The sequence below is a fragment of the Pseudonocardia sp. P-1 genome (assembly GCF_058111925.1).
Genome location: NZ_CM176614.1, coordinates 5,095,036 through 5,119,851 on the forward strand (window position 1 = coordinate 5,095,036; position 24,816 = coordinate 5,119,851).

25 protein-coding genes are annotated in these 24,816 nt (G+C 74.1%); 18 read left to right on the forward strand and 7 right to left on the reverse strand.

Annotation, left to right across the window (positions count from 1 at the left end; translation table 11 throughout):
• Positions 1–9 precede the first annotated feature (9 nt).
• Positions 10–3,045, forward strand: coding sequence for a bifunctional [glutamine synthetase] adenylyltransferase/[glutamine synthetase]-adenylyl-L-tyrosine phosphorylase (locus AC0GKK_RS25040; protein ID WP_489882683.1), 3,036 nt, complete (start codon positions 10–12; stop codon positions 3,043–3,045).
• On the opposite strand, the gene AC0GKK_RS25045 is transcribed toward AC0GKK_RS25040, so the two are convergent.
• On the reverse strand, positions 3,024–3,989 hold the full coding sequence (locus tag AC0GKK_RS25045) for a MerR family transcriptional regulator (protein WP_482637845.1): 966 nt from the start codon (positions 3,987–3,989) through the stop codon (positions 3,024–3,026). The two genes, AC0GKK_RS25040 and AC0GKK_RS25045, sit on opposite strands and share 22 nt — an antisense overlap.
• Positions 3,990–4,086: 97 nt before the next feature.
• Between AC0GKK_RS25045 and AC0GKK_RS25050 the strand changes: the two genes are divergently transcribed.
• The 6 genes from AC0GKK_RS25050 to AC0GKK_RS25075 all read left to right on the forward strand — a co-directional run bounded on the left by AC0GKK_RS25050 (position 4,087) and on the right by AC0GKK_RS25075 (position 8,751).
• On the forward strand, positions 4,087–4,920 hold the full coding sequence (locus tag AC0GKK_RS25050; protein WP_489882684.1) for a TIGR03619 family F420-dependent LLM class oxidoreductase: 834 nt from the start codon (positions 4,087–4,089) through the stop codon (positions 4,918–4,920).
• A 27-nt stretch (positions 4,921–4,947) separates the two neighbouring features.
• Positions 4,948–5,661 (forward strand): M50 family metallopeptidase, encoded by a 714-nt coding sequence (locus AC0GKK_RS25055; RefSeq protein WP_083474181.1) that lies wholly within the window; start codon positions 4,948–4,950, stop codon positions 5,659–5,661.
• 12 nt (positions 5,662–5,673) lie between these two features.
• Positions 5,674–6,096, forward strand: coding sequence for a nitroreductase/quinone reductase family protein (locus AC0GKK_RS25060; RefSeq protein WP_489882685.1), 423 nt, complete (start codon positions 5,674–5,676; stop codon positions 6,094–6,096).
• 67 nt (positions 6,097–6,163) lie between these two features.
• Complete coding sequence (locus tag AC0GKK_RS25065; protein ID WP_476651875.1) at positions 6,164–6,598, forward strand: GlcG/HbpS family heme-binding protein; 435 nt, start codon at positions 6,164–6,166, stop codon at positions 6,596–6,598.
• A gap of 727 nt (positions 6,599–7,325) precedes the next feature.
• Complete coding sequence (locus AC0GKK_RS25070; RefSeq protein WP_073574171.1) at positions 7,326–7,592, forward strand: GlsB/YeaQ/YmgE family stress response membrane protein; 267 nt, start codon at positions 7,326–7,328, stop codon at positions 7,590–7,592.
• A 220-nt stretch (positions 7,593–7,812) separates the two neighbouring features.
• Entirely contained in the window at positions 7,813–8,751 is a 939-nt protein-coding gene (locus AC0GKK_RS25075) for a cold-shock protein (protein ID WP_482637843.1), read from the forward strand.
• Between the two features lie 85 nt (positions 8,752–8,836).
• Here AC0GKK_RS25075 and glnA read toward each other — a convergent pair whose 3' ends face one another.
• Complete coding sequence (gene glnA / locus AC0GKK_RS25080; protein ID WP_489882686.1) at positions 8,837–10,258, reverse strand: type I glutamate--ammonia ligase; 1,422 nt, start codon at positions 10,256–10,258, stop codon at positions 8,837–8,839.
• Between the two features lie 183 nt (positions 10,259–10,441).
• Between glnA and AC0GKK_RS25085 the strand changes: the two genes are divergently transcribed.
• Positions 10,442–10,912: an RDD family protein gene (locus tag AC0GKK_RS25085; protein ID WP_350662720.1), complete on the forward strand. Its 471-nt coding sequence runs from the start codon at positions 10,442–10,444 to the stop codon at positions 10,910–10,912.
• 11 nt (positions 10,913–10,923) lie between these two features.
• Here AC0GKK_RS25085 and AC0GKK_RS25090 read toward each other — a convergent pair whose 3' ends face one another.
• Positions 10,924–11,601 carry a GntR family transcriptional regulator gene (locus AC0GKK_RS25090; RefSeq protein ID WP_208822377.1) on the reverse strand — a complete coding sequence of 226 codons (678 nt, stop codon included), beginning with the start codon at positions 11,599–11,601 and terminating at the stop codon, positions 10,924–10,926.
• A 123-nt stretch (positions 11,602–11,724) separates the two neighbouring features.
• Here AC0GKK_RS25090 and AC0GKK_RS25095 point away from each other — a divergent pair, with 123 nt between their 5' ends.
• The 9 genes from AC0GKK_RS25095 to AC0GKK_RS25135 all read left to right on the forward strand — a co-directional run bounded on the left by AC0GKK_RS25095 (position 11,725) and on the right by AC0GKK_RS25135 (position 20,319).
• Entirely contained in the window at positions 11,725–12,768 is a 1,044-nt protein-coding gene (locus tag AC0GKK_RS25095) for a LuxR C-terminal-related transcriptional regulator (protein WP_489882687.1), read from the forward strand.
• A 219-nt stretch (positions 12,769–12,987) separates the two neighbouring features.
• Complete coding sequence (locus tag AC0GKK_RS25100) at positions 12,988–13,440, forward strand: GlcG/HbpS family heme-binding protein (protein WP_224402122.1); 453 nt, start codon at positions 12,988–12,990, stop codon at positions 13,438–13,440.
• Positions 13,437–14,297, forward strand: a complete 861-nt coding sequence (locus AC0GKK_RS25105; RefSeq protein WP_489882688.1) for an MIP/aquaporin family protein — start codon at positions 13,437–13,439, stop codon at positions 14,295–14,297. Before AC0GKK_RS25100 ends, AC0GKK_RS25105 begins: the two co-directional genes overlap by 4 nt.
• Positions 14,294–14,719 (forward strand): diol dehydratase small subunit, encoded by a 426-nt coding sequence (locus AC0GKK_RS25110; protein WP_062395983.1) that lies wholly within the window; start codon positions 14,294–14,296, stop codon positions 14,717–14,719. Before AC0GKK_RS25105 ends, AC0GKK_RS25110 begins: the two co-directional genes overlap by 4 nt.
• A 3-nt stretch (positions 14,720–14,722) precedes the next feature.
• The gene (locus tag AC0GKK_RS25115) at positions 14,723–16,444 is read left to right on the forward strand and encodes a propanediol/glycerol family dehydratase large subunit (RefSeq protein ID WP_208822371.1); all 1,722 of its coding nucleotides are present in this window, start codon (positions 14,723–14,725) and stop codon (positions 16,442–16,444) included.
• Positions 16,441–17,016 (forward strand): propanediol/glycerol family dehydratase medium subunit, encoded by a 576-nt coding sequence (locus AC0GKK_RS25120; RefSeq protein WP_489882689.1) that lies wholly within the window; start codon positions 16,441–16,443, stop codon positions 17,014–17,016. Before AC0GKK_RS25115 ends, AC0GKK_RS25120 begins: the two co-directional genes overlap by 4 nt.
• Positions 17,017–17,027: 11 nt before the next feature.
• Complete coding sequence (locus AC0GKK_RS25125; RefSeq protein ID WP_489882690.1) at positions 17,028–18,896, forward strand: diol dehydratase reactivase subunit alpha; 1,869 nt, start codon at positions 17,028–17,030, stop codon at positions 18,894–18,896.
• Positions 18,897–19,116: 220 nt separating this feature from the next.
• Complete coding sequence (locus AC0GKK_RS25130) at positions 19,117–19,278, forward strand: hypothetical protein (protein WP_489884065.1); 162 nt, start codon at positions 19,117–19,119, stop codon at positions 19,276–19,278.
• Between the two features lie 252 nt (positions 19,279–19,530).
• On the forward strand, positions 19,531–20,319 hold the full coding sequence (locus AC0GKK_RS25135; protein ID WP_405416533.1) for a (2Fe-2S)-binding protein: 789 nt from the start codon (positions 19,531–19,533) through the stop codon (positions 20,317–20,319).
• Positions 20,320–20,348: 29 nt separating this feature from the next.
• Here AC0GKK_RS25135 and AC0GKK_RS25140 read toward each other — a convergent pair whose 3' ends face one another.
• Genes AC0GKK_RS25140 through AC0GKK_RS25150 form a run of 3 tightly spaced genes read right to left on the reverse strand, consistent with a single transcriptional unit; the run spans position 20,349 to position 23,053 of the window.
• Positions 20,349–21,086 carry a DUF4191 domain-containing protein gene (locus tag AC0GKK_RS25140; RefSeq protein WP_062395977.1) on the reverse strand — a complete coding sequence of 246 codons (738 nt, stop codon included), beginning with the start codon at positions 21,084–21,086 and terminating at the stop codon, positions 20,349–20,351.
• Between the two features lie 45 nt (positions 21,087–21,131).
• Positions 21,132–22,136 carry a lipoyl synthase gene (lipA, locus tag AC0GKK_RS25145; protein ID WP_405416535.1) on the reverse strand — a complete coding sequence of 335 codons (1,005 nt, stop codon included), beginning with the start codon at positions 22,134–22,136 and terminating at the stop codon, positions 21,132–21,134.
• Positions 22,133–23,053 carry an SDR family NAD(P)-dependent oxidoreductase gene (locus AC0GKK_RS25150; protein WP_489882691.1) on the reverse strand — a complete coding sequence of 307 codons (921 nt, stop codon included), beginning with the start codon at positions 23,051–23,053 and terminating at the stop codon, positions 22,133–22,135. Before AC0GKK_RS25150 ends, lipA begins: the two co-directional genes overlap by 4 nt.
• A gap of 85 nt (positions 23,054–23,138) precedes the next feature.
• Between AC0GKK_RS25150 and AC0GKK_RS25155 the strand changes: the two genes are divergently transcribed.
• On the forward strand, positions 23,139–24,071 hold the full coding sequence (locus AC0GKK_RS25155; RefSeq protein WP_489882692.1) for an LLM class F420-dependent oxidoreductase: 933 nt from the start codon (positions 23,139–23,141) through the stop codon (positions 24,069–24,071).
• Between the two features lie 18 nt (positions 24,072–24,089).
• Here AC0GKK_RS25155 and lipB read toward each other — a convergent pair whose 3' ends face one another.
• Positions 24,090–24,812 (reverse strand): lipoyl(octanoyl) transferase LipB, encoded by a 723-nt coding sequence (lipB, locus tag AC0GKK_RS25160; protein ID WP_405416539.1) that lies wholly within the window; start codon positions 24,810–24,812, stop codon positions 24,090–24,092.
• Positions 24,813–24,816 lie beyond the last annotated feature (4 nt).

Below are 24,816 nucleotides of genomic sequence, written 5' to 3' on the forward strand. Positions count from 1 at the left end.
TCACCGGTCATGGACCGTCGCACGGGGACCTCGCTCGCCCGGCTCGGCCTCACCGGTGAGGACGCGGCCACGACCCTGCGCGGTCTGGGCTGGTGGGCGACCGACGGGCCGGCGCCCGGCTGCGAGGAGATCATGTGGGCGCTGGCCCGCAGCCCCGACCAGTCCCTCGCCCTGCGGGCGGTCGAGCGGCTGGCGCAGACCGCCCCGTGGCCCGCGATCGACCGGGCGCTGCGCACCGACCGCGGGCTGCGGGGGCGGCTGCTGGCGACCCTGGGGTCGTCGACGGCGCTGGGCGACCACCTCGTCGGCCACCCGGACCGCTGGCCGCTGCTGGCCGACACCGCCGAGCGCGGGAACCCGCCGCCGGACCTGGCCCGGCGCACCGCGAACCTGCTGCGCGCGGTCGGGGCCGACCCGGCCGCGCCGCCGCCGGGGACGGCCGGCGGAGCGCGGGCGTCGCTGACCGGCGCCGAGGCCGTCGCGGCGCTGCGCACGGCCTACCGCGACGAGCTGCTCGGCCTCGCCTCGGCCGACCTGGCCGCCGTCGGCGACCCGGGTCTGCCGGTGATGGAGGTCGACGACGTCGCCGCCCAGCTCGCCGACCTCGCCGAGGCCGCGCTGTCGGCGTCGCTGGCGGTGGCCGCGGCCGAGCAGGACCCGCCCGAGGAGCTGCGGCTCGCGGTGATCGGGCTCGGCAAGTGCGGTGGCCGGGAGCTCAACTACGTCTCCGACGTCGACGTCGTGTTCGTCGCCGAACCCGGCGGGGAGCTCACCCAGGCCGCGACGAAGCTCGCGTCGCGGGTCATGCGCATCGCGGGGGAGGCCTGTTTCGAGGTCGACGCGAACCTGCGCCCCGAGGGCCGCCAGGGCGCACTCGTGCGGACCCTCGACGGGCACGTGGCGTACTACAAGCGGTGGGCGAAGACCTGGGAGTTCCAGGCGCTGCTCAAGGCCCGCCCGATCGCCGGGGACCGCGAGCTCGGCGCCGCCTACGTCGAGGCGCTGTCGCCGATGGTGTGGCAGGCCTCCACCCGCGACGACTTCGTCACCGACGTGCAGGCCATGCGGGCCCGGGTCATCGAGAACATCCCCTCCGAGCAGCGCGAACGCGAGCTGAAGCTCGGCCGCGGCGGGCTGCGCGACGTCGAGTTCGCCGTCCAGCTGCTGCAGCTGGTGCACGGCCGGGGCGACGACTCGCTGCACTCGGGCAACACCCTGGTCGCGCTGGCCGCGCTGTCGGAGAGCGGCTACGTCGGCCGCGACGACGGCGCCAACCTCGCCGCGTCCTACCGGTTCCTGCGCCTGCTGGAGCACCGGCTGCAGCTGCAGAAGCTGCGCCGCACCCACCTGCTCCCGGCCGCCGACGACGTCGACGGACTGCGCTGGCTCGCCCGGGCCGCGCGGATCCGCCCGGACGGGCGCCGCGACGTCGTCGGGGTGCTGGTCGACGAGTGGCAGCGCAACGCGCGCCGCGTCACCCGGCTGCACGAGAAGCTGTTCTACCGGCCGCTGCTGTCGGCGGTGTCCCGGCTGGCCGCCGACGGCGCCGACGCCGTGCTGTCCCCGGAGGCGGCGAGGGCACGGATGAAGGCGCTGGGCTGGGCGTCGCCGGAGGGGGCGCTCGGGCACCTGCGGGCGCTCACCGGCGGGGTGTCACGGGCCGCGTCGATCCAGCGGGCGCTGCTGCCGGTGCTGCTGGACTCGCTGTCGCGCAGCCCCGACCCCGACCGCGGCCTGCTCGCCTACCGGCGGGTGTCCGAGGCGCTCGCCGACACCCCCTGGTACCTGCGGCTGCTGCGCGACGAGGGCGCGGTCGCGCAGCGGCTGATGACGCTGCTCGGGACGTCGGCCCTGGTCCCGGACCTGCTGGCCCGCGCGCCGGAGGTGCTGCGGATGCTGGCGACCTCCTCGGGGGTGCAGAGCCCGGAGCTGACCCGGGACCCGGCCGAGGTGTCGATGGCGCTGCGCACCACCGTCGCCCGGCAGAGCACGCCGGAGGCCGCGGTGGCGTCGGCGCGGTCCTACCGCCGCCACGAGATGCTGCGGATCGCCTGCGCCGACCTGCTCGGCCTGCTGCCCGTCGACGCGGTGTGCACGGCGCTGAGCTCGGTCAACGAGGCGGTGCTGGCCGCGACCCTGGACGCGGTGCTGCGCGCGGAGCCCGAGCGCCCGGCCGTCCTGTCGGTGATCGGGATGGGCCGCCTCGGCGGCGGCGAGTCCAGCTACGGCAGCGACGCCGACGTGATGTTCGTCTGCAGGCCCGCCGAGGGCGTCGACGACCACACCGCGGTGAGGTGGGCGACCCGGGTGGTGGAACGCGTGCGGCGGCTGCTCGGCTCCCCCAGCCCGGATCCGGAGCTGTCGGTCGACGCGGACCTGCGCCCGGAGGGCCGGTCCGGGCCGATGGTGCGCACCCTGGCCTCCTACCGCGAGTACTACGCCCGCTGGGGCGAGGTGTGGGAGGCCCAGGCGCTGCTGCGGGCCCGCCCGATCGCGGGGGACCGGACGCTGGGCCGCGAGTTCACCGCGCTGGTCGACCCGATCCGCTACCCGGCCGACGGCGTGTCGGCGGCCGCGGTGTCGGAGATCCGCCGGATCAAGGCCCGGGTCGACGCCGAGCGGCTGCCCCGCGGCGCGGACCGCACCACCCACACCAAGCTCGGCCTGGGCGGGCTGGCCGACGTCGAGTGGACGGTGCAGCTGCTGCAGCTCCAGCACGCGGGCGACGTCCCCGAGCTGCGCACCCCGTCGACGCTGCACGGGCTGCACGAGGCCGCGGAGGCCGGGCTGATCAGCGCCGGGGACGCCGCCGAGCTGGAGGAGGGCTGGCGCACCGCGACCGCGGCCCGCAACGCGATCATGCTGGTCAAGGGCAAGCCCGGCGACCAGCTCCCGCGTTCGGGGCGGGAGCTGGCCGCCGTCGCCGTCGCGCTCGGGTACCCGGCGGGCGGCGACCCGGGGGAGTTCCTCGACGACTACAAGCGCGTCACGCGGCGGGCCCGCGCGGTCGTCGAGCGGGTGTTCTACGGCTGGTCCGAGGACTGACCGGCCGGTGCCGAGCGCAGCGCCGTGGCGAACCACTCGAACGCGGGGATCGCCGGCTCCCGGGCCGGCCAACCGTTGAGCACCCCGAGCAGCGTCCAGTAGCGCTCGACGCGGCGGTCGGCGAACAGGTCGACCGTGTCCGCCCAGGCGGTCCGCTCGCCCATCGACAGTCCGGCGACGCCGGGGATCCGTGCCAGCGCCGCGGCGGCCGCGGGCGAGGCCGGGTCGACGCCCGCGGCGAGCGCGCCACCGGCGTGCTCGGCCACCGCGGCCGGGTCGGCCTGCCGCTCGCGGTGCGCCGGGACGGTGGCGCCGGCGACGGCCATCTCCCGGCAGCGGGCCCGGAAGCCGGGGTCGCCGACCAGCTCGGCCAGCTCCACCCAGGCCCCGACCTGTTCCGGGGTCGGGTCGTCGGGCAGCTCGGCGGGCATCGACCGCATCGCGGTGGCGATGCCCGCGCCGGGCGCGTCGGCGTCGATGCCGGCGAAGGCCTCGTTCACGAACTCGTCGATCAGGTGCTGCCGCTGCGCCGCGGACAGCCGGGCGAGGTCGTTCATCAGGGTCACGCTCCGTTCGTCGGGTGGGGTGTCACCGGTTCCGTTGCGGGCGAGCAGGGCGCACACCGCGCGCTGCGCCCGCAGCTCCCGGATCCGGTCGTCCAGGGCCCGGACGTGTGCCGCCGCGATCTCGCCGACCCCCCGTCGGCGGGACAGCACGGCGCGCACGTCGTCCAGGCCCAGGCCGAGCTCGCGCAGGGTGCGCACGAGGTCGAGCCGTGCGACCGCGGCCGGTCCGTAGACCCGGTGGCCCGCACCGTTGCGGTCGGCGGGGACGAGCCCCTCGTCCGACCAGAAACGGAGCGTGCGCACGGGGACCTCGCTGCGCCGGGCGAGCTGCCCGATCGTCAGCGTGACAGGGTGATCATCGGTAGGTGGTGCGGTCACGGGGACAGCGTCGGGTGTTCCAGCGGCTGGAGGTCAAGTGCGAATCGGTTTCGGGATCCCGCAGTTCGGTGCGTCCGCGGCCCACGTGGACGGGACGATGCGGTTCGCGGCGGGCGCCGAGGAGCGCGGCGCGGCGAGCCTGTGGACGGGCGACCGGCTGCTGGTGGCCGTCGACCCGACGGTCGGCTACGGCGGCGGGCCCGGCGGCCCGGGCAGCGTGCCCGAGCAGTTCACCGCCGCGCACGACCCGCTGGCGCTGCTGACCGCGGCGGCCGCCGTCACCGCGCGGGTGCAGCTCGGCACCAGCACGCTCAACGCGCCCTGGTACCCGGCGGCGCTGCTGGCCCGGCAGGCGGCGACGATCGACAACCTGTCGGGCGGACGGCTGCTGCTGGGCCTCGGCATCGGCTGGTCGCCCGAGGAGTACGACGCGGTCGGGGTCCCGATGGGTGAGCGCGGCGCCCGGCTCGACGAGACCCTCGACCTGTTCGACACCTGGTGGCACGACGACCCGGTGGAGTTCACCGGGCGGTTCGCGAGCGTCGCGCCGTCGTACGTGCACGCCGTGCCGCGGCACGTGCCGGTCTACCTGGGCGGCTTCAGCCCCCGGGCGCGCCGCAGGATCGCGGAACGGGCCGACGGGTTCCTGCCGGTCGTCACCTCCGACGTCACCGACCTCGACGCCGCGGTCTCCGCGCCCTGGGCGGACCTGCGTGCCGCCGCGGCCGAGGCGGGCCGCCCCGCCGACGCGGTCGGCGCGGTGCTGCGGGTGAACCCGAAGCCGGGGGAGACCGCCGCCGACGCCGCCGCGCTGGTGCGCCGGGCGGCCACCGACACCGACGTCGACCACACCTTCGTCGACCTCATGTACCTGGCGGACGACACCGACTCGGCGCTGGAGGCGGTCGAGGAGATCCTCGGCGCGGTGTGACCGGACCCCGCTGGTTCACTGGGGTCCGTGGCAGACCTCGACGTGATCACCCGCGGGTACGAGCTCGTCGCGGCCCGGCCGGCGTCGCTGCTGGCCGCGCTGCTGGCCCTGACGGTCGTCGCGTGGCGGCCGACCTGGCGGCTGACGCGCACCGCGGTCACGATCGCCCACGAGGGCGGGCACGCACTCGTCGCGGTCCTGGTCGGGCGGGGCCTGGCCGGGATCCGGCTGCACGCCGACTCCTCCGGCGTCACGCACTCCACCGGCGCGGGGCGCGGGCCCGGGGTGGTCGCGATGTTCTTCGCCGGCTACGTCTTCCCGCCGCTGCTGGGCCTCGGCGGTGCGGTGCTGGTCGCGGCGGACGAGGCGCAGGCGATGCTGTGGATCGCGGTGGTGCTGCTGGCCGCGACGCTGCTGCAGATCCGCAACCTCTACGGCGGGCTGGCCGTCGTCGCGACCGGGGCGGTGCTCGTGCTCGTCGCGCTGCGTGCCCCGGCCGACCTGCGGACCGGGTTCGCCGCCGCGCTGACCTGGTTCCTGCTGTTCGGCGGGGTGAAGGCCTGTCTGGAGCTGCGCCGCGGCCGTCGCGGGGGCCGGCTGCGCCACTCCGACGCCGACCGGCTCGCCGAGCTCACCCCGCTCGGCGGCGGGGCGTGGGCAGCGGTGTTCGTGCTCGTCGCGTTCGCCGCGACGCTCGCCGCCTGCTGGGTCGTGTTCGCCCCCGGCGGGGCGCCCGCCTGACAGCATGGGGCCATGGCAGAGGACTTCAACACCAGGGTGATCCGTGAGTTCCGCGAGAACGACGGCCGGGTCGGCGAGCCGTTCACCGGCCTGCCGATGATCCTGGTCCACCACGTCGGCGCGAAGAGCGGCGCCGAGCGGATCGCGCCGCTGCGCTGGTTCGCCGACGGTGACCGCTGGGTCGTCGTCGCCTCCGCGGCCGGCGCGCCGCGCCACCCCGCGTGGTTCCACAACCTGATGGCGAACCCGGACGTCACCGCCGAGATCGCCGACGGCGAGGGCGGGGTCGAGACCGTGCCGGTGCATGCGGCCGAGCTCGACGAGGCCGACCGCGACCGCGTCTGGACCTGGATCAAGGAGAACAACCGCGGCTTCGCCGACTACGAGCGCAGGACCGACCGGACGATCCCGCTCGTGGGCCTCACCCGGCGCTGACCGCCGCCCACCCGCCGTGTGAGGCCGGGGTGGGCGTGCGCGGCGCGGTGATGGCAGGGTTCGCGGTATGACGATCTCCCTCGAGCAGGCCCAGACCATCGCCGCCGCTGCCCTGGCCCACGGCACCGAGCAGGGCTTCAACCCGCTCACGGTCGCGGTGCTCGACCCGGGCGGCGCGATCGTCGCCCTGGCCCGCCAGGACGGCTCGGGCTTCCTGCGGCCCGACCTCGCCGTCGCCAAGGCCAGCGGTGTGCTCGCCCTCGGCATGACCAACCGCGCGATCGCCGCCCGCGCCGCGGACTCCCCGGAGTTCTTCACCTCGGTGGCGAACCTCGCCGGCGGCAAGATCCTCTCCGTGCCCGGCGGGGTCTTCGTCAAGGACGGGGCCGGCGCGCTGCTCGGCGCCGTCGGGGTGACCGGCGACGCGTCGCTCAACGACGAGGCCGCCGCCCTCGCGGGGATCGAGGCCGCCGGTCTGGTGGCGGTCACCGGCGCCGAGTAGTCCCACCGTCCCGCAATGTGCCGCACCCCCGGGCGACGAGGTCAGCCCGGGGGCGCGGAGGGGACACGATCCTGCCGCCGAGGAAGGACCGTGCACGTTCGTGGTCGCGCCGAGGGCGCAGGGTGACGCAGGGGGTCGCGCGTGGCCGGTGCCGTTCCGTGGACACCCGGGCGGTGTCACCGAGCGGAGTGGACGGGCCGGTGCGACCCTCACTCAATGTGACCTGGAACACGATACCTCTGAGTCAAGCATTCGCGTCCCACCGTTGTCAACGAATCCGCGGACGCGGGCGATGAGATGATCTCTGCACCGATTCCGCGTGCGGGATGCTCCGAGCGGACCTGACCCCGAGCGGGGGTCGCATCCGTCCGCGGTGACCGCCTCGTGACGCGTCCGCATCCGGGAAGACCCCGACCGTGCGAACTCCGGCACCTGATGGTGGGGCAGGGGTGTTCTGCGATGTTTCCGTGACCGGCAGTGGTTAGCGTCGGCGACGTCCTACACGACATCGGGAACCGCGTGGTGCCGACGGCCGTACACCGGTCGGCGGACGGGCGTCTCCACGGTGCCGTTCGGAGCAGCCGGAGCGGGCCGATGTTCCCCCGTCTCCTGATCGCATCCGAACGGTGACCACCGGGGACGTTTCGCCACGACCCCCACGGGTCACTCGGTGCCGACCGGTCAGATTCGGTTCGTCACGAACGGACCGTGAGCGAGGGAGACAGACATGGGCATCATCGCGTGGATCGTGCTGGGGCTGATCGCGGGCGCCATCGCCAAGGCCATCATGCCGGGCAAGGACCCGGGCGGAATCATCGTCACCCTGATCCTGGGTGTCGTCGGCGCGCTGCTCGGCGGCTGGATCGGCAGCGCGGTGTTCGGCGTCGGCCTCGGCGGCTTCTTCAACATCTCCACCTGGCTGCTCGCCATCGTGGGGTCGCTGATCCTGCTGGGGATCTACCGCGTGATCGTGGGCCGCAAGGTCCGCGCCTGACACGCGCGTAACACCCTCGTCGGCGCCCGCCCGGAGACTCTCCGGGCGGGCGCCGACGTATGTCCGGACCCGTCCGCCGGCGCCCGCGCGGCGGGTGGCCGGGGGAGCAGCCGGACCGCCGGCCCGCCCCGCACCGCAGGCCCGCGGGCCCGGCCCGACGGACCGCGAGGTCCGTCGGGGAGACTGGGGCCAGTACCCGACCACCGATCTGGAGTTCTCGATGCCGCAAGGGACCGTCCGCTGGTTCGACGCCGAACGGGGTTTCGGCTTCCTCGCACCCGAGGACGGCTCGCCGGACGTGTTCGTGCACGCCTCCGAGATCGTCGGGGGCGGCGGTGCGCCGGTGCTCCGCGAGGGCCAGGTCGTCGAGTTCGAGGTCGGCGAGAACGACCGCGGACCCCAGGCGCTGCGGGTGCGCGTCACGGGCGAGGCGGCCGACAGCGCCGTGGGCCTGCTCGGCACCGTCACCTGGTACGAGCCGGGGAAGGGGTACGGCTTCGCGACCCCGGACGGCGGCGGCGCCGACATCTTCGTGCACAGCTCCGCCATCGTGACCGGCGGCGTGGTGACCGAGGGTCAGCGGGTGGCCTTCCTGGTGGTGGAGGGCGAGCGTGGCCCGCAGGCCGGGCACGTGGTCCCGCTGGGAGCGGGGGCCGGCCTGCCCGCCACCGACGACACCGCGGACGACGCCGACGGCACGGTGGCCTGGTACGACGAGGACAAGGGCTTCGGCTTCGTCACCCCCGACTCCGGCGGCGACGACGTGTTCGTCCACGCCCGGGCCCTGGCCGAGGGGCTGACCTGGCTCGCGGAGGGCGACCGTATCGCCTTCGAGGTGGCCCAGGCGGAGAAGGGGCCCCAGGCCCGTGACGTGCACCTGGTCCGGGCCGGCGAGCCCTCGACGGCGCCGAAGCGGTCGGCACCCGCCGCGGGGCCGGCGGCGCGCGAGGTCCCCGCGCGGGGCGGTGAGGGCGTCGTCGTGCGCTACGACGAGGACCGCGGCTTCGGGTTCATCTCCCCGGATGCCGGCGGGGACGACCTGTTCGTCCACGTGTCCGTGATCCGGGACGCGGAGCCGCTGCAGAAGGGCGACCGCGTCCGCTACGCCGTGCGTCAGAGCGACCGGGGCCCGCAGGCCGACCGCGTCGAGCGCCTCTGACGGGGCGGCCGACGACCCGCAGCACGCGCCGAGGCCCGGCTCCCTGACGGGGCCGGGCCTCGGTGTGACGTGGGTCAGGTGCGGATCACACGTCGTAGTACAGGGCGAACTCGTACGGGTGCGGGCGCAGCCGCAGCGGGTCGATCTCGTTCTCCCGCTTGTAGGAGATCCAGGTCTCGATCAGGTCCGGGGTGAACACGCCACCCTCGAGCAGGTAGTCGTGGTCCTGCTCCAGCTTGTCGATGACCGCACCGAGCGAGGCCGGGACCTGCGCGATGTCCTTGGCCTCCTCCGGCGGGAGCTCGTAGAGGTCCTTGTCGATCGGCGCCGGCGGCTCGATCTTGTTCTTGATGCCGTCGAGACCGGCCATCAGGATCGCCGAGAAGGCGAGGTACGGGTTGCCGGACGAGTCGGGGCAGCGGAACTCGACGCGCTTGGCCTTCGGGCTGTCACCGGTCAGCGGGATGCGGATGCATGCCGAGCGGTTGCGCGCGGAGTAGACCAGGTTGACCGGGGCCTCGAAGCCCGGGACCAGGCGGTGGTAGGAGTTCACCGTCGGGTTGGTGAACGCCAGCAGCGACGGCGCGTGGTGCAGCAGGCCGCCGATGTAGTAGCGGGCGGTGTCGGACAGACCGCCGTAGCCGGACTCATCGTGGAAGAGCGGCTGCCCGTCCTTCCACAGCGACGAGTGCACGTGCATGCCCGAGCCGTTGTCGCCGAACAGCGGCTTCGGCATGAAGGTCGCGGTCTTGCCGTTCTGCCACGCGACGTTCTTCACCAGGTACTTGAAGAGCATGACGTCGTCGGCCGCACGCAGCAGCGTGTCGAACTTGTAGTTGATCTCGGCCTGGCCGGCGGTGCCGACCTCGTGGTGCTCGCGCTCCACCTCGAAGCCCGACCCCTGCATCGCGGTGACGATGTCGGCGCGCAGGTCGGCGTAGTGGTCGACCGGCGGGACGGGGAAGTAGCCGCCCTTGTAGTTGACCTTGTAGCCCAGGTTGCCCCCGACCTCTTCGCGGCCGGTGTTCCACCAGCCCTCCGCGGAGTCGATGTGGTGGTAGGCCTGGTGCGGGTCGGTGCCGAACCGGATCGAGTCGAAGACGTAGAACTCGGCCTCGGGCGCCATGTACGCGGTGTCGGCGATGCCGGAGGCGGTCAGGTACTCCTGCGCCTTGCGGGCGACGTTCCGCGGGTCCCGGGAGTAGGGCTCACCGGTGATCGGGTCGTGCACGAAGAAGTTGATGTTCAGCGTCTTGTGCTTGCGGAACGGGTCGAGACGGGCGGTCGTCGTGTCCGGGTGCAGCGCCATGTCGGACTCGTTGATCGCCTGGAAACCGCGGACGGAGGAGCCGTCGAAGGCGGCACCGTTCTCCAGGAGGTCGCCGGCCGTCTTGGCGGGGACGGTGAGGTGCTGCATGACGCCGGGCAGGTCGCAGAACCTGATGTCGACGTACTCGACCTTCTCGTCCGAGATGTACTTGAGTACCTCTTCGGCGTTGCTGAACACTCTCTGGGCTCCTTCATTCGCTGGTGGAGATCGTGGGTGACGGTAGGAGTGCCGTGTTGCTCACCCATCACTCACCTGTTTCACCGACGTTAACTGACCCGACCGCGACATCGATCACGTTCGTCATCGGTGTCCGGTCCGGTCCCGCTCGGTGGTGCGGCTACGGCGCCTACGCTAGAGAGCATGGCCCGTTGGATCGAGTCCTGGCTCCCCGGTTCATCCGCCGGAGGCTCCGCCCCGGCCGGACACCCCGGCGAGCGTTTCGGGCTGCCGGCGGCCGGCCACTACTCCGTCGCCGGGTTCGGCCGCCGCGTCGCCGGCGTCTGCCTCGACTGGTTCCTGTCCTACCTGCTGGTGCTGCTGGTCGCCGGGGTCGACGCGCTCGGCACCCCGGAGTTCAGCTGGTGGGTACTCGGGACCTGGTTCGTGATCACCGCGCTGTCCGTGTCGGTGCTCGGCACGGCACCGGGGCACCTCGCGCTGGGGATGCGGGTCGCGCGCACCGACATGGCGACCCACGTCGGTGTCCCGCGGGCGCTGCTGCGCACCGCGATGATCGCGGTGGTGCTGCCGCCGTTCCTGCGCGACACCGACGGCCGCGGCTGGCACGACCGCGCGAGCCGCACGGTCGTGGTGCGGGTGCTGCGGGGCTGAGGCCCGGCGGCTCAGGCGCTCGCCGGGGGAGCGCCCAGAACCGACGCCCGGGTGCCCGCCAGGTGCACCCGGAGCACGGCCACCGCGCCCTGGCGGTCCCGGGCGCGCAGCCCGGCGAGCAGCTGCCGGTGCTCGGCGACCAGGCGCTCGGCCCGGCCGGGGAAGCGGCCGCCCAGGGCGCCCATGTTCATCCGCAGCTGCCGGTCGCGCAGCGTCCCGTAGACCTCCAGCAGGATGCTGCGGCACCCGGCCCGCACCAGCACGGTGTGGAACTGGCGGTCGGCCTCGACGAAGGCGAGCTCGTCGCGCGCGGCCACGGCGGCGAGCTGGTCGTCGATCGCGGCGTCCATCGCGGCGGCGATGTGCTCCAGGGTCTCGTCGTCGACCCCCACGACGGTGGCGATCGCGTGCGACTCGATGACGTCGCGGGCCTCGACGACGGCGTCCACTTCACCGGGGGAGACCGGCACCACGAGCGCGCCGCGCTTGGGGTAGAGCTTCAGCAGACCCTCGGCCTGCAGCTGCAGGAACGCCTCGCGGACCGGCGTGCGGCTCAGCGCCAGCGGCCGCGCGACCTGACCCTCGCTGATCAGCTCGCCCGCGGGCAGGGAGCCGTCGAGGATCCCGGCCTTGGCGAACCGGTACGCCCGTTCGGTGGCGCTACCGCTCGCCCGTGACCCGTCGTCCACATCCGAAATGATGCCTGAACACGTCCGGCCCGGGTTCGCGAGGCTTGCCCACCCCGGTCGACATCCCTACCGTTCCCCTCCAGGAATGCGGCATAGATGCAAGATGGATACCGGGAGGACCGGGTGATCCTCGCTCACGGTGCGGCGCAGGACCGGGGTGTGACGACGCTGCTCGACGACCTCGTCCGGCGCACGACCAGCAGGCTGGGCGGTGGTGGCGGCACCGTCGCGTTGCTGGGCGACCCGGCACCGGTCGTGCACCGCGATCCCCTGCCTCCGGTCGAGGACGTCCTGGCCCGCCTGGTCCGGGAGCCCCGCACCCTCCTTGTGGAGGGGGACGGCCCTGGCGCACCGGACGTGCTCGGAACCCCCCTCTGGTGGGACGACGAGTTGCTCGGAGCCTGTGCTTTCGGTGGGGGTGGGAGCTTCCGCGATTCCGACGTCGCCGCGGTCGAGGGGTTCGCCGAGCAGGCGGCCGTCGCGGTGATGGCGGCCCGGCTGCTCGCCGACGTCCCGGCGGTCGCGACCGCCCCCGCCGCGCCGCGGCTGCTGCCGGAGCTGCGGGCCGAGCTGGACCGCGCGCTGCGTGCGCTCGGTGCCCGCGGCGGCGTGGTCACCCTGGGTACCGAGCGGGTGCCGGCCCCGGTCGTCGCGACGGGGGTGCACGAGGTCGCGCGGCTGCTGCTCGACAACGCGGTGCTGCACTCCGGTGCGTGCACGCTGCGGGTGGGGCTGGCGTTCGAGACGGGGACGGTCCGCCTGCTCGTCGAGGACGACGGCCGCGGTTTCGACCCCGGCACCGCGCCCCGGTCCGGGCTGCACCGGGTCGAGTCCACCGTGCGCGCCGCCGGCGGCCGGCTGGAGATCGACAGCGTCCCCGGGTGGGGGACGCGCGTGCGGGCCTGCTGGCCCGACCCGCCCACCCCCTGCACGGCGGGTCCGCCCGTCGCGCCGCCCGCCGGCCACCAGCCGGCCCGCGGCCAGCACACGCTGACCCTGCGGGAGCGGGAAGTTCGCGCACTCGTCGAGCAGGGGCTGGCCGACAAGCAGATCGCCACCCGGCTGGCCATCTCGGTCAAGACGGTGGAGAAGCACGTCGGAGCGGTGCTGCGGAAGACCGGTGCCCGCAACAGGACCATGCTCGCCCGCTTCGGCGCGGGCAACTGAGCGAGGGCCGCCCCCGAGCCGCACGCAGGACGGCGTGGCCGCCGTCGCTGCGGCCGGCGGGGCCACCTGGTCGACGCCGCGTCGGCGACCGGCCCAGTCGACGCCGCCGCACCGGCGCCGACTGGGCCGTACGGCCCTCTCCGGAGGGTGTGGGGGTGGGGGTGAGGTAGGGAGAGTCCTCATATCTGTACGGGTGACCGCGCTCATAGCGTCCTCGTCGTGGCCCGGTACGGACCCGGGCAGCTCGACTCGACGAGGAGTGAGGCCCGGATGCAGCGACTGACCCTCCAGGACGCAGAGAAGGCGCTGGCCGCCGGACTGGCGAAGGCGACCGAGATCGGCCAGCCGATGAACGTGGCGATCGTGGACGACGGCGGCCACCTGCTCGCCTTCGCCCGCCAGGACGGCGCGATCCGCGCGAGCATCGACATCGCCCAGCGCAAGGCGCGCACCTCGATCCTGATGAACCTGCCGACCGCGGCGCTGACCCCGCTGGTACAGCCCGGTGCCGAGCTCTACGGCCTGGAGCACACCGCCGGTGGCATGGTCATCTTCGGCGGCGGCATCCCGATCCACCGCGACGGTGAGCTCGTCGGCGCGGTCGGGGTCAGCGCCGGCTCGGTGGAGCAGGACGTGACGGTGGCCGAGGCCGCCGTCGCGGCACTCGCGTGAGCCGCGGGGACGCCGGCGAGCTCGCAGCCGAGTTCGCCGGGACCTTCGTCCTGATCCTCATCGGCTGCGGCACCGTCGCCCAGGTCGTGACCTCCGAGGGCGCCAACGGCGACTGGGGCACCCTGGTCTGGGGCTGGGGCGTCGCGGTCACCATGGGCGTCTACATCGCCGGCCGCGTGAGCGGGGCCCACCTCAACCCGGCCGTCACCCTGGCGCTGGCCGTGTTCAAGGGCTTCGCCTGGCGCAAGGTCGTGCCCTACTGGCTGGCCCAGACGGTCGGCGCCTTCCTCGCCGCCCTCGTCGTGCGGGCCGTCTACGCCGGCCCGATCGCGGCGGTCGACCCCGTCCACACCGTCGCCACGCAGACCATCTTCTCGACCCTGCCCGGCGAGCACGTCACGATCTTCGCCGCGTTCGGCGACCAGATCGTCGGCACCGCCCTGCTCGTCTTCGTGATCTTCGCGCTGACCAACGCGCTCAACAACCCGCCCGGCGCCAACATGGCGCCCTTCATGATCGGTTTCCTGGTCGTCGGCATCGGCATCGCGTTCGGTGCCAACGCCGGCTACGCGATCAACCCGGCCCGTGACCTGGGCCCCCGACTCGCCTCGTTCGTCACCGGCTACGACACCGCGTTCGTCACCGCCGCCGGCGTCCCGTACTGGTGGCTCCCGATCGTCGCCCCGCTGCTCGGTGGCCTGATCGGAGGCGGCGCCTTCGTCCTTCTGGTCGAGCGCTTCCTCACCCCGGCCGAGCTGGAGGCCGCCGCGACCGGCGAGACCCCCGTCGGCCGCGTCCCGCACCCGCAGGCCCCGGTCGAGCAGCCCGTGGCGTCCCGCCTGGAGGAGACCCGATGAGCACCACCCTCGGCCCCACCGACTACCCGCTGTCCGTGCAGCGGCCCGACCTGCTCCGTACCCCGACCGGCCGGCCGCTGGCGGAGGTCACCATGGCCGCCGTCGTGTCCGGGGAGATCCGCAACGAGGACCTCCGCATCTCGCCCGAGACCCTGAAGCTCCAGGGCGAGATCTCCGACTCGGTCGGCCGCCGGCAGCTCGCCGAGAACATGCGGCGCGCCGCCGAGCTCACCGCCGTCCCCGACGAGGAGGTCCTCGCGATCTACAACGCGCTGCGGCCCCGCGCCTCGTCGGCCGCCCGGCTCGCGGAGATCGCCGACCGGCTGGAGAACGACTACGCCGCCGCCACCTGCGCCGCGCTCGTCCGCGAGGCCGCGCAGGTCTACGCCGCCCGCGACCTGCTCGCCCGCGAAGGAGACTGACCGATGACCAGCACCCTCCCCGAGGCGGGCACCCCGGCGACCGGGGCCCGGACCTCCAAGCGCACCGACATGCTCGAGTCCCGCCCGGTCAACCTCGACGGCTTCGTCGAGGAATGGCCGGAGAAGGGTCTCGTCGCCATGGAGAGCGACTTCGACCCGCAGCCGAGCGTCCGCGTCGAGAACGGCGTGATCGTGGAGATGGACGGGCGCGAGCGCTCCGAGTTCGACTTCATGGACACCTTCATCGCCGACCACGCGATCGACGTCGAGGTCGCCGAGCGGGCCACCGCGATCCCCTCGACCGACATCGCGCGGATGCTCGTCGACCCGGGCGTGACCCGGGCCGATCTGCTCGACATCACGCGCGGCCTCACCCCGGCCAAGCTGCTCGACGTCGTCAAGCTGCTCAACGTCGTCGAGATCATGATGTCGATGCAGAAGATGCGGGCCCGTCGCAGCCCGGCCAACCAGGCGCACTCCACCAGTGCCCGGGACAACCCCATCCAGGTCGCGGCCGACGCCGCCGAGGCCGCGCTGCGCGGCTTCGCCGAGATGGAGACGACCCTCGGCGTCCTGCGCTACGCCCCGCTCGTCGCCATCGGCCTGCAGGTCGGTGCCCAGTCCGGGCGCGGCGGTGTCATCACCCAGTGCGCGCTGGAGGAGGCCACCGAGCTCGACCTGGGCATGCGCGGCATCACCGGCTACGCCGAGACGATCTCGGTCTACGGCACCGAGTCGGTCTTCGTCGACGGCGACGACACCCCGTGGTCGAAGTCGTTCCTCGCCAGCGCCTACGCCTCCCGCGGCATCAAGATGCGCTTCACCTCGGGCACCGGGTCGGAGGTGCAGATGGGCAACGCCGAGGGCCGCTCCATGCTGTTCCTCGAGATCCGCTGCATCCTGATGGCCAAGGGCGCCGGCGTCCAGGGTCTGCAGAACGGCTCGATCAGCTGCATCGGCGTCCCGGGCGCGGTCCCCGGCGGCATCCGGGCCGTCGCCGCGGAGAACCTGGTCTGCAACATGGTCGACCTGGAGTGCGCGGCCGGCAACGACCAGTCGTTCTCGCACTCGGCGATGCGCCGCACCAGCCGGCTCATGCCGCAGCTGCTGTCCGGCCAGGACCTGGTGTGCTCCGGCTTCTCCGGCGTGCCGAACTCGGACAACATGTTCGCCGGGTCGAACCTCGACGTCGAGGACTACGACGACTGGAACACCATCCAGCGCGACCTGCAGATCGACGGCGGCCTGCGCCACGTCCGCGAGCCGGAGATCCTCGCGGTGCGCGAGAAGGCGGCCCGCGCGATGCAGGCCGTGTTCGCCGAGCTGGACCTGCCGCGGATCACCGACGAGGAGATCGAGGCGGCCACCTACGCCAACTCCAGCGCCGACTACCCGCTGCGCGAGGTCCTCGAGGACCTCAAGGGCGCCCAGTCGGTCATGGACCGCGGCATCACCGGCCTCGACCTGGTGAAGATCCTGGAGCGCACCGGCTTCCACGACGTCGCGGAGAACCTGCTGCAGGTCCTGCGCCAGCGCGTGTCCGGCGACCTGCTCCAGACCTCGGCGATCCTCGACGAGAACTTCGTCCCGCAGGCCGCCATCAACGACGCCAACGACTACGCCGGTCCCGGCACCGGCTACCGCCTGACCGGCGACCGGTGGAACGCCCTGAAGAAGCTGCGCCACGTCACCAGCGCCGAGAACCCCGAGGAGGAGGTCTCGTGAGCACCGCTACCGAGAACCCGTTGTCGCTCACCGAGATCGGGCCCGCCGAGCGCGGCACCCGGCCCGACGAGGTCGTCATCGCGGTGTCCCCGGCGTTCGCCGGGTTCTTCACCCGCACGATCGTCGACGTCCCGCACGCCGAGGTGCTGCGCCAGCTCATGGCGGGCATCGAGGAGCAGGGCGTGACGTCGCGGCTGATCCGGGTGTGGGACACCGCCGACCTGGCGGCCATCGCCCACACCGGCGCGAAGCTGTCCGGCTCCGGGATCTGCGTGGGCCTGCTGTCGCGGGGCACCACGATGATCCATCAGAAGGACCTCGCCCGGCTGTCGAACCTGGAGCTGTTCCCGCAGTCCCCGCTGCTCGACTCCGAGGTGTTCCGCGGCATCGGTTCCAACGCCGCGCAGTACGCCAAGGGCGAGTCGCCGCAGCCGGTGCCGACCCGCAACGACCAGATGGCCCGCCCCCGCTGGCAGGCCAAGGCGGCGCTGCTGCACCTCAAGGAGTTCGAGCAGATCCGCAACGGGGTGCGTCCGGTCGAGGTCGCCCTCGGCGCACCGGTCGCAGGCTGAAGGAGACACAGGTGCACGGGACGGACGGCTCGCGGCTGGTCGTGGGCGTGGACATCGGCAACTCGACGACCGAGGCCTGCGTGGCCTCGATCGACGCCGGCGGCCGGGTCACCTACCTCGGGACCGCCCTGACCCGCACCACCGGGGTCAAGGGGACCCCGGACAACACCGACGGCGCGGTGACGGCGGTCCGCCGGGCCCTGGAAGGGGCCCGGCGCTCCGCCGACGAGCTGGACGAGGTGCTGCTCAACGAGGCGACACCGGTGATCAGTGGCCTCGCCATGGAGACGATCACCGAGACGATCATCACCGAGTCCACGATGATCGGGCACAACCCGGCGACGCCGGGCGGCAGCGGGATCGGGGTCGGCGTCACCGTCGCGGTGGAGGAGCTCACCGGCCCCGGTCCGGTCCCCGGGGGACAGGTGATCGCCGTCGTCGGGCGCGGGTGGGACTTCGACCGCGTCGCGCGGGTGCTGAACGACGCGCTCGGACGCGGCCTGGAGCTGGTCGCGGCGGTGCTGGCGCAGGACGATGCGGTGCTCGTCGCGAACCGGATCGACGTCTCGATCCCGATCGTCGACGAGGTCGGCGCCGTCGAGCGGGTGCCGCTCGGCATGTCCGCGGCGGTGGAGGTCGCCCTGCCGGGGCGCACCATCCGGACCCTGTCGGACTCCTACGGCCTGGCCACGGTGTTCGGGCTCGACCCCGACCAGACCCGGCAGGTCGCGCCGGTGGCGCGGGCGCTGACCGGGAACCGCTCGGCCGTCGTCGTCCGGACCCCGGCCGGGGACGTGACCGACCGCCGCGTCCCGGTGGGGGAGCTGGTCCTGACCGGGGCCGGCAAGACCCTGCGGGTCGACGTCGACGCCGGCGCCGACGAGATCATGGAGACCCTGGCCCGGGTGCAGCCGCTCGACGACGCGACCGGCCAGCCCGGCACGCACGTCGGCGGGATGCTCGCCCAGGTCCGGGACACGATGACCGACGTGACCGGGCAGCCGGCCGGGGAGATCCGGATCCGCGACGTGCTGGCCATCGACACGTTCGTCCCGCGCGAGGTGCGGGGCGGGCTGGCCGGTGAGGTGTCGCTGGAGAACGCCGTCGCGCTCGCCGCGATGGTGCGCACCAGCCGCAGCCGGATGCAGGTCGTCGCCGACCAGGTCGCCGAGACGCTCGGCTGCTCGGCCCGGATCGGCGGCGTCGAGGGCGAGATGGCGGTCCGGGGGGCGCTGACCACCCCGGGCACCGACACGCCGATCGCGATCCTCGACATGGGCGGCGGCTCCACCGACGCGGCGCTGCTGCTGCGGGACGGCACGTGCACCGCGGTGCACGTCGCCGGCGCGGGCGAGCTGGTCACCAAGCTGATCGACTCCGAGCTGGCGCTCGACGACCGTGAGACCGCCGAGCAGGTCAAGTGGTTCCCGCTGGCCAAGGTGGAGAGCTTCTTCCACATCCGCCACGAAGACGGCTCGGTGCAGTTCTTCACCGAGCCGCTGCCCTCGCACGTGTTCGCCCGGGTCGTCGTCATGACCCCGGACGGGCCCGTCCCGGTGACGACGCGGCACTCCATCGACCACGTCGTGCGGGTGCGCCGGGAGGCGAAGCGCCGGGTGTTCGTGGTGAACGCGCTGCGGGCGCTGCGCCAGGTCGCCCCGAGCGGGTCGCTGCGCATGCTCGACTTCGTCGTGCTGCTCGGCGGGTCCGCGCTGGACTTCGAGATCCCGCAGATGATCGCCGACGCGCTCGCCGGGTCGGGCGTGGTCTGCGGTACCGGCAACGTGCACGGCACCGAGGGCCCGCGCAACGCCGTCGCCTCCGGTCTGGTCGACGCGCACGCGAGCTCGCTGGTCGGCAGCGGGGAGCCGGCGGCATGAGCCACCCGGGCCCGGCCTCGGCCCCGGAGCCGCCGTCGGTCGTCGTCGGGCACCACCCGGACATCCCGGACCCGGTGCTGCGCGAGGTGCTGGCCGGCGCCGAGGAGGAGGGCGTCCCGGTCACGACCTGGCCGGACCCGGACGCCGTCGGGGCCCCGACGGCGTCGTCGCGCTGGCCCACCGGGCGGCGCAGCGGTCCCGGCTCGACGTCGGCGTCGGGATCGACGCCGACGGCTCCGTGGTCGTGCACCACACCACGCTGCCCGCAGACCGGCCCGCCTTCACCGAACCCGGTCCGGGGCCGGCCGTGCCGGCCGGCCCGGAGGGGCCGGGGGCCGGCCGCACGGGCGCCGCGCGGGCGCGGCGGCGGCCCGGATCGTGACCGGGCTGCCGCTGCCCGGGCCGGCCGGTGCCCGGCCGTGACGCGCCTCCCGGCCGCGGCGACGGCGACGGGACGGGCGACCGCGCGGAGCCTCCTCTGGCTGACGGTGCTCGCCGCGCTGGTGGCGTCGTCGACGGCGGCGCAGGCGCTCGCCGTCGTCGCTGCTGCGGGGGTGGTGCTGTGGGTCGGACCGGTCGCCGGGACCCTCACGAACGGCTCGACCGGGACGATCCGGGATGCGAGGCTTCCCCGGTGACCACGGAGCACACCGACATCGCGCGTCCGGCCACCACCCCGCCGGTGAGCGACGTGCTGGCCGGGCTCGCGGCGGTCGGGCCGTTCTTCGAGCTCCTCGACGTCACCGAGGAGCGGGCCGGCGGACGGTCGGTCCGCCCGTTCGCCGCGGTCCTCGCCCCCGACGCGCTGCTGGAGCGGGTCGAACGGACCCGGGTGGCGCTCGGGGCCGAGCCGCCGCTGGGCCGGCGGATCGCCGCGTCGATCGCGGTGCAGGGGCTCGCGGCGAAGCTGCTGTCCGGGCCGGTCGCGGCGCTGGCCCTGCACGGTGTCCTGGTCGACCTGCGGCCGGAGACGCTGTGGTGGTCGGCCACGCCGCTGGGCGACGTCGTCGCGCTCGACCCGCCCCGGGTGGTGCGCTGCCCGTTCCCCGGGCCGGACGCGCTGGCCCCGCTGGTCGACGACGTCCTCACCCCGCTCGTGGAGATCGCGGGCGAGCGCTTCGGGGTGTCCGGGACGGTGCTGTGGGGCAACGTCGCGTCGTCGGTCGCGGGGGCCAAGCGGGTGCTCGACATCCAGCGCCCCGACGCCGCGGACGCCGTCGCCGCCGTCGCCGCGGACCTGCTGGAGCACCCCCGGCTGACCGGTACGGGGGAGCGGCGGGCCCCGGTGGCGCCGGACCACGCCTGGACGTTCCGGCGGCGGTCCTGCTGCCTGTACTACCGGGTGCCCGGCGGCAGCACCTGCGCGGACTGCGTCCTGGCGGACCTGCGCGGCGAGCCGGCGTCCGGCGACCCGACCGACTGACCCGGCGGGCCGGCCGGCCGGCGGCGGGGTCAGCGGCGGCGGACGGTGCGCTGGATGCTGCGCATCTTGGCGCCCTGGGGCATCGGCCCCTTGGGCATCGCGGCCGAGCGGCTGCCGAGGGCGTTGAGCTTGCCCTCCAGGGAGTCCATCTCGGCGGCGGAGATGTTGCGGGGCAGCTTCATGAGGTGGCGCTGCAGGCCCTTGAGCGGGACCTGGCCCTCCTCGTTGCCCACGATCACGTCGTAGATCGGGGTGCTGCCGGCGACCCGCGCGGTGCGCTTCTTCTCCTGTGCGAGCAGGGTCTTCACCCGGTGCGGGGCCCCCTCGGCGACGAAGATGATCCCGGGCCGCCCGATGACCCGGTGCACCGCGTCGAGGTGGGTGGTGCCCGCGATGCCCTGGGTGATCCGCCACTGGCCGCGCATGTTGTCCAGCGCCCAGCCTGCGGCGCCCGGCTGCCCGTCGGCCTTCACGTAGATCGACTTCTGGACGCGGCGGCCGAAGATGCTGAACGCGGCCAGCGCGCCGATCAGGATGCCGAAGGGCACGAAGAACCAGACCAGGCCCAGCAGCCACCCGATGAGCGTGACGACCACGATCGACCCGACGAACACGCCGATCATGATCGGGAGGAGCTTGGAGTCCTCCTTGCGCTGCATCTGGAACGCCTGCCAGATCTGCTGGCGACGCTGCTTCGACGCGGCCTTCTTCTGGGCCTTGAGCGCCTTCTTCTCTTCGGGCGAGGGCTTACGGGGCTTGCCGGGCATGTGACCAGCCTACTTCCGACCGGTGATCGACGGTGCGAGGAGGTCTCAGCCGCGTGCGAGCAGGGAGCTGGCCTCCTGCGCGGCCGGGCCGGAGTCGGCCAGGTGCGCCAGGGCGGGGGAGAGCTCCTCGCCGCGGTGGGCCACGGTCTGGGCGTAGAGCCGGCCGGCCCGGTAGGACGAGCGCACCAGCGGCCCGGCCATCACGCCGGCGAAACCGATCTGCTCGGCGGCCCTCGAGTGCTCGACGAACTCCTCGGGCTTGACCCAGCGCTCCACCGGGTGGTGGCGCTTGGTCGGGCGCAGGTACTGGGTGATCGTGATGATCTCGCAGCCCGCGTCGTGCAGGTCCTGCAGCGCGGAGGTGACCTCGTCGGGGGTCTCGCCCATGCCGAGGATCAGGTTCGACTTGGTGACCAGACCGAACTCGCGGGCCTTGGTGATGACCTCCAGCGACCGGTCGTAGCGGAACGCCGGGCGGATCCGCTTGAAGATCCGCGGGACGGTCTCGAGGTTGTGCGCGAACACCTCGGGTCGCGACTCGAAGACCGGGGTCAGCTGGTCGTCGATCGAGTTGAAGTCCGGGGCGAGCAGCTCGACGCCGGTGCCCGGGTTCAGCTCGTGGATCTTGCGGACGGTCTCGGCGTAGAGCCAGGAGCCGCCGTCGTCGAGGTCGTCGCGCGCGACGCCGGTGACGGTGGAGTAGCGCAGCCCCATCTGCTGCACCGACTCCGCCACCCGGCGCGGCTCGTCGGTGTCCAGGTCGGCCGGCTTGCCGGTGTCGATCTGGCAGAAGTCGCAGCGACGGGTGCACTGCTCCCCGCCGATGAGGAACGTCGCCTCCCGGTCCTCCCAGCACTCGTAGATGTTGGGGCAGCCGGCCTCCTCGCACACCGTGTGCAGGCCGCCCGACCGGACGAGACCCTTCAGCTCGGTGTACTGCGGACCGGTCTTGGCGCGGGTGCGGATCCAGGACGGCTTGCGCTCGATCGGGGTCTCGCTGTTGCGGACCTCGAGGCGGAGGAGCTTGCGGCCTTCGGGTGCGATGGTCACGCGCCCAGCCTACGCCCGGGGTCCGGTGTGATGCCGGTCGCGGCGGCCGTGACCTGCCACAACCTGCCCGCGAGCACCGGGTCCTGCGCGGCCGCCGAGCGCCGTGCCGGACCGGCCGGGCCGCAGGCCTCCCCGAGCCCGGTGGGGCCCAGGTAGTCGCCGCCGTGGACCGGCCCCGTCACCGCGGCGAGCTGCGGCCCGACACCCTCGGACACCGGGGAGGTGAGCCAGCGCTCCCACGGTGCGAACAGCCGCGCCTGCAGCGTCGCGCCCCGCCGGAAGGAGTTCGCGAGCAGCGACGACTCGGTCATCCCCGGGTGCGCGGCCACCGAGAGCACCGGGTCCCCGGACAGCCGCAGCCGCCGGTCCAGCTCCGCGGCGAACAGCAGGTTCGCCAGCTTCGACGCGCCGTAGGCCGCGTTCGGGGACCAGCGCCGGCGCCGCCACCCCAGGTCGTCGGGGTCGAGCCGGCCGGTGCGGTGGCCCAGGCTGGACGTCGTGACGACCCGCGACGGCCGCTCCGGGTCGCCGGCGGCCCGCAGCGCGGGCATCAGCAGCCAGGTCAGTGCGGCCGGCCCGAGGTGGTTGGTGCCGATCTGCAGCTCGAAACCGTCCGCGGTGTCCGCACGCGGCCCCATCGCGACGCCCGCGTTGTTGACGAGCACGTCCACCCGGTCCCCGGTGCGTTCCCGGATCTCCGCCGCAGCGGCCCGCACCGAGCCGAGGTCGGCGAGGTCCAGCAGCACCAGCTCACCACCGGCCCCGCGTGCCGCGGCGCGGCCGCGGGTCACGTCGCGGGCGGTCATCAGCACCCGGGCCCCGGCCCGGGCCAACGCGGTGGACAGCGCGAGACCGAGCCCGGAGGTCGTGCCGGTGACGACGACGGTCCGGCCGGTCTGGTCGGGGATCGGGTGCACGACGCGACCGTAGCGAGCGGGCCCCCGCGGCCGCCGCCGGTGGTCGGGCGGCGCGGGCGGGCCGGTGCGGCTAGCGTCGCGCCCCGTGGACTTCCGGATCTTCACCGAGCCCCAGCAGGGCGCCCGCTACACCGACCTCCTGCGGGTCGCCCGCACCACGCAGGACGCCGGCTACGACGCGTTCTTCCGCTCCGACCACTGGGTCGCGATGGGCGACGGCAGCGGTCTCCCCGGCCCGACCGACGCCTGGGTGACCCTCGCCGCGCTCGGCCGTGAGACCGAGCGCATCCGGCTCGGCACCCTGGTCACCAGCGCGACGTTCCGGCTGCCCGGGCCGCTCGCCGTCGCCGTCGCGCAGGCCGACGACATGTCCGGCGGCCGCGTCGAGGTCGGGCTCGGCTCGGGCTGGTTCGAGGCCGAGCACCGGGCGCTCGGCATCCCGTTCCCGCCGCTGGCCGAGCGCTTCGAGATCCTCACCGAGCAGCTGGAGATCCTCACCGGGCTGTGGGCGACCCCGCTCGGCGGGCGCTTCACCCACCAGGGACGGCACTACACCGTCACCGACTCCCCGGCGCTGCCGCGCCCGGTGCAGGACGCGCCGCCGGTGATCGTCGGCGGGATGGGGAAAAGGAAGACCCCGGCGCTGGCCGCCCGGTTCGCCACCGAGTTCAACGTGCCGTTCCAGCAGCCCGAGGCCGTCGCCGCGCAGTTCGGCCGGGTCCGCGACGCGTGCACCGCCGCCGGGCGCGACCCGGGCTCGCTCACCTACTCGGTGGCGCAGATGCTGTGCCTGGGCAAGGACGACTCGGAGGTCGACCGCCGCGCGGCCGCGGCGGGCCGCGACGCCGCCGAGGTCCGCGCGAGCAGCCTCGCCGGCACCCCCGGCGAGATCGTCGACCGGCTCGGCCGCTGGGCCGAGATCACCGGCACGACCCGGGTCTACCTGCAGGTCCTCGACCTGTCCGACCTCGCCCACATCGAGGACTTCGCCGCGACGGTGGTGCCCCAGCTCGCCTGAGGCACCGGGGCCGGGGGATCAGCCCAGGCCGGACATCAGGTCGACCTGGCGGACGACCGGGTGCTCGGCCACCGGCAGCCGGCCGTCGAGCGCGTCCAGCACGGCGGCGGCCGCCGGGCCGGCGACCTCGTCGACGGTCACCTCCCGGTCCAGCTCCGCGGTCAGGGTGGTGACGCCGGCGTCGGCGATCCCGCACGGCACGATCCTGCCGAAGTCGCCCAGGTCGGCGTCGCAGTTGATCGCGAATCCGTGCTGGGTGACCCCGCCGGCGATCCGGACGCCGATCGCGGCGACCTTCCGCTCGGGGGTGAAACCCTGCGCGGGCAGCCAGACGCCGGAGCGCCCCTCGACCCGGCCGGCGCTCGTCACACCGAGGTCGTGGCAGACCCGGATGAGGGCCTCCTCCAGGCGGCGGACGTAGTCCACGACGTCCATCGGCTCACCGAGGGCGACGATCGGGTAGCCGACGAGCTGCCCCGGCCCGTGCCAGGTGATGCGCCCGCCGCGGTCGACGTCGACGACCGGGGTGCCGTCGGTGGGCCGGTCCTCCGGCCGGGTGCGCCGCCCCGCGGTGTAGACGGGCGGGTGCTCGAGCAGCATCAGCACGTCCGGCCCGCCGTTCTTGCGGGCCTCGGCGTGCGCCTTCTGGGTGTCCCACGCCGCCTGGTACTCCACGCGCCCGAGCCGGTCGACCCGGACGTCGTCGGTTCCGGCGCGGCAGGACAGATGCGGTGCGGGCATGGCG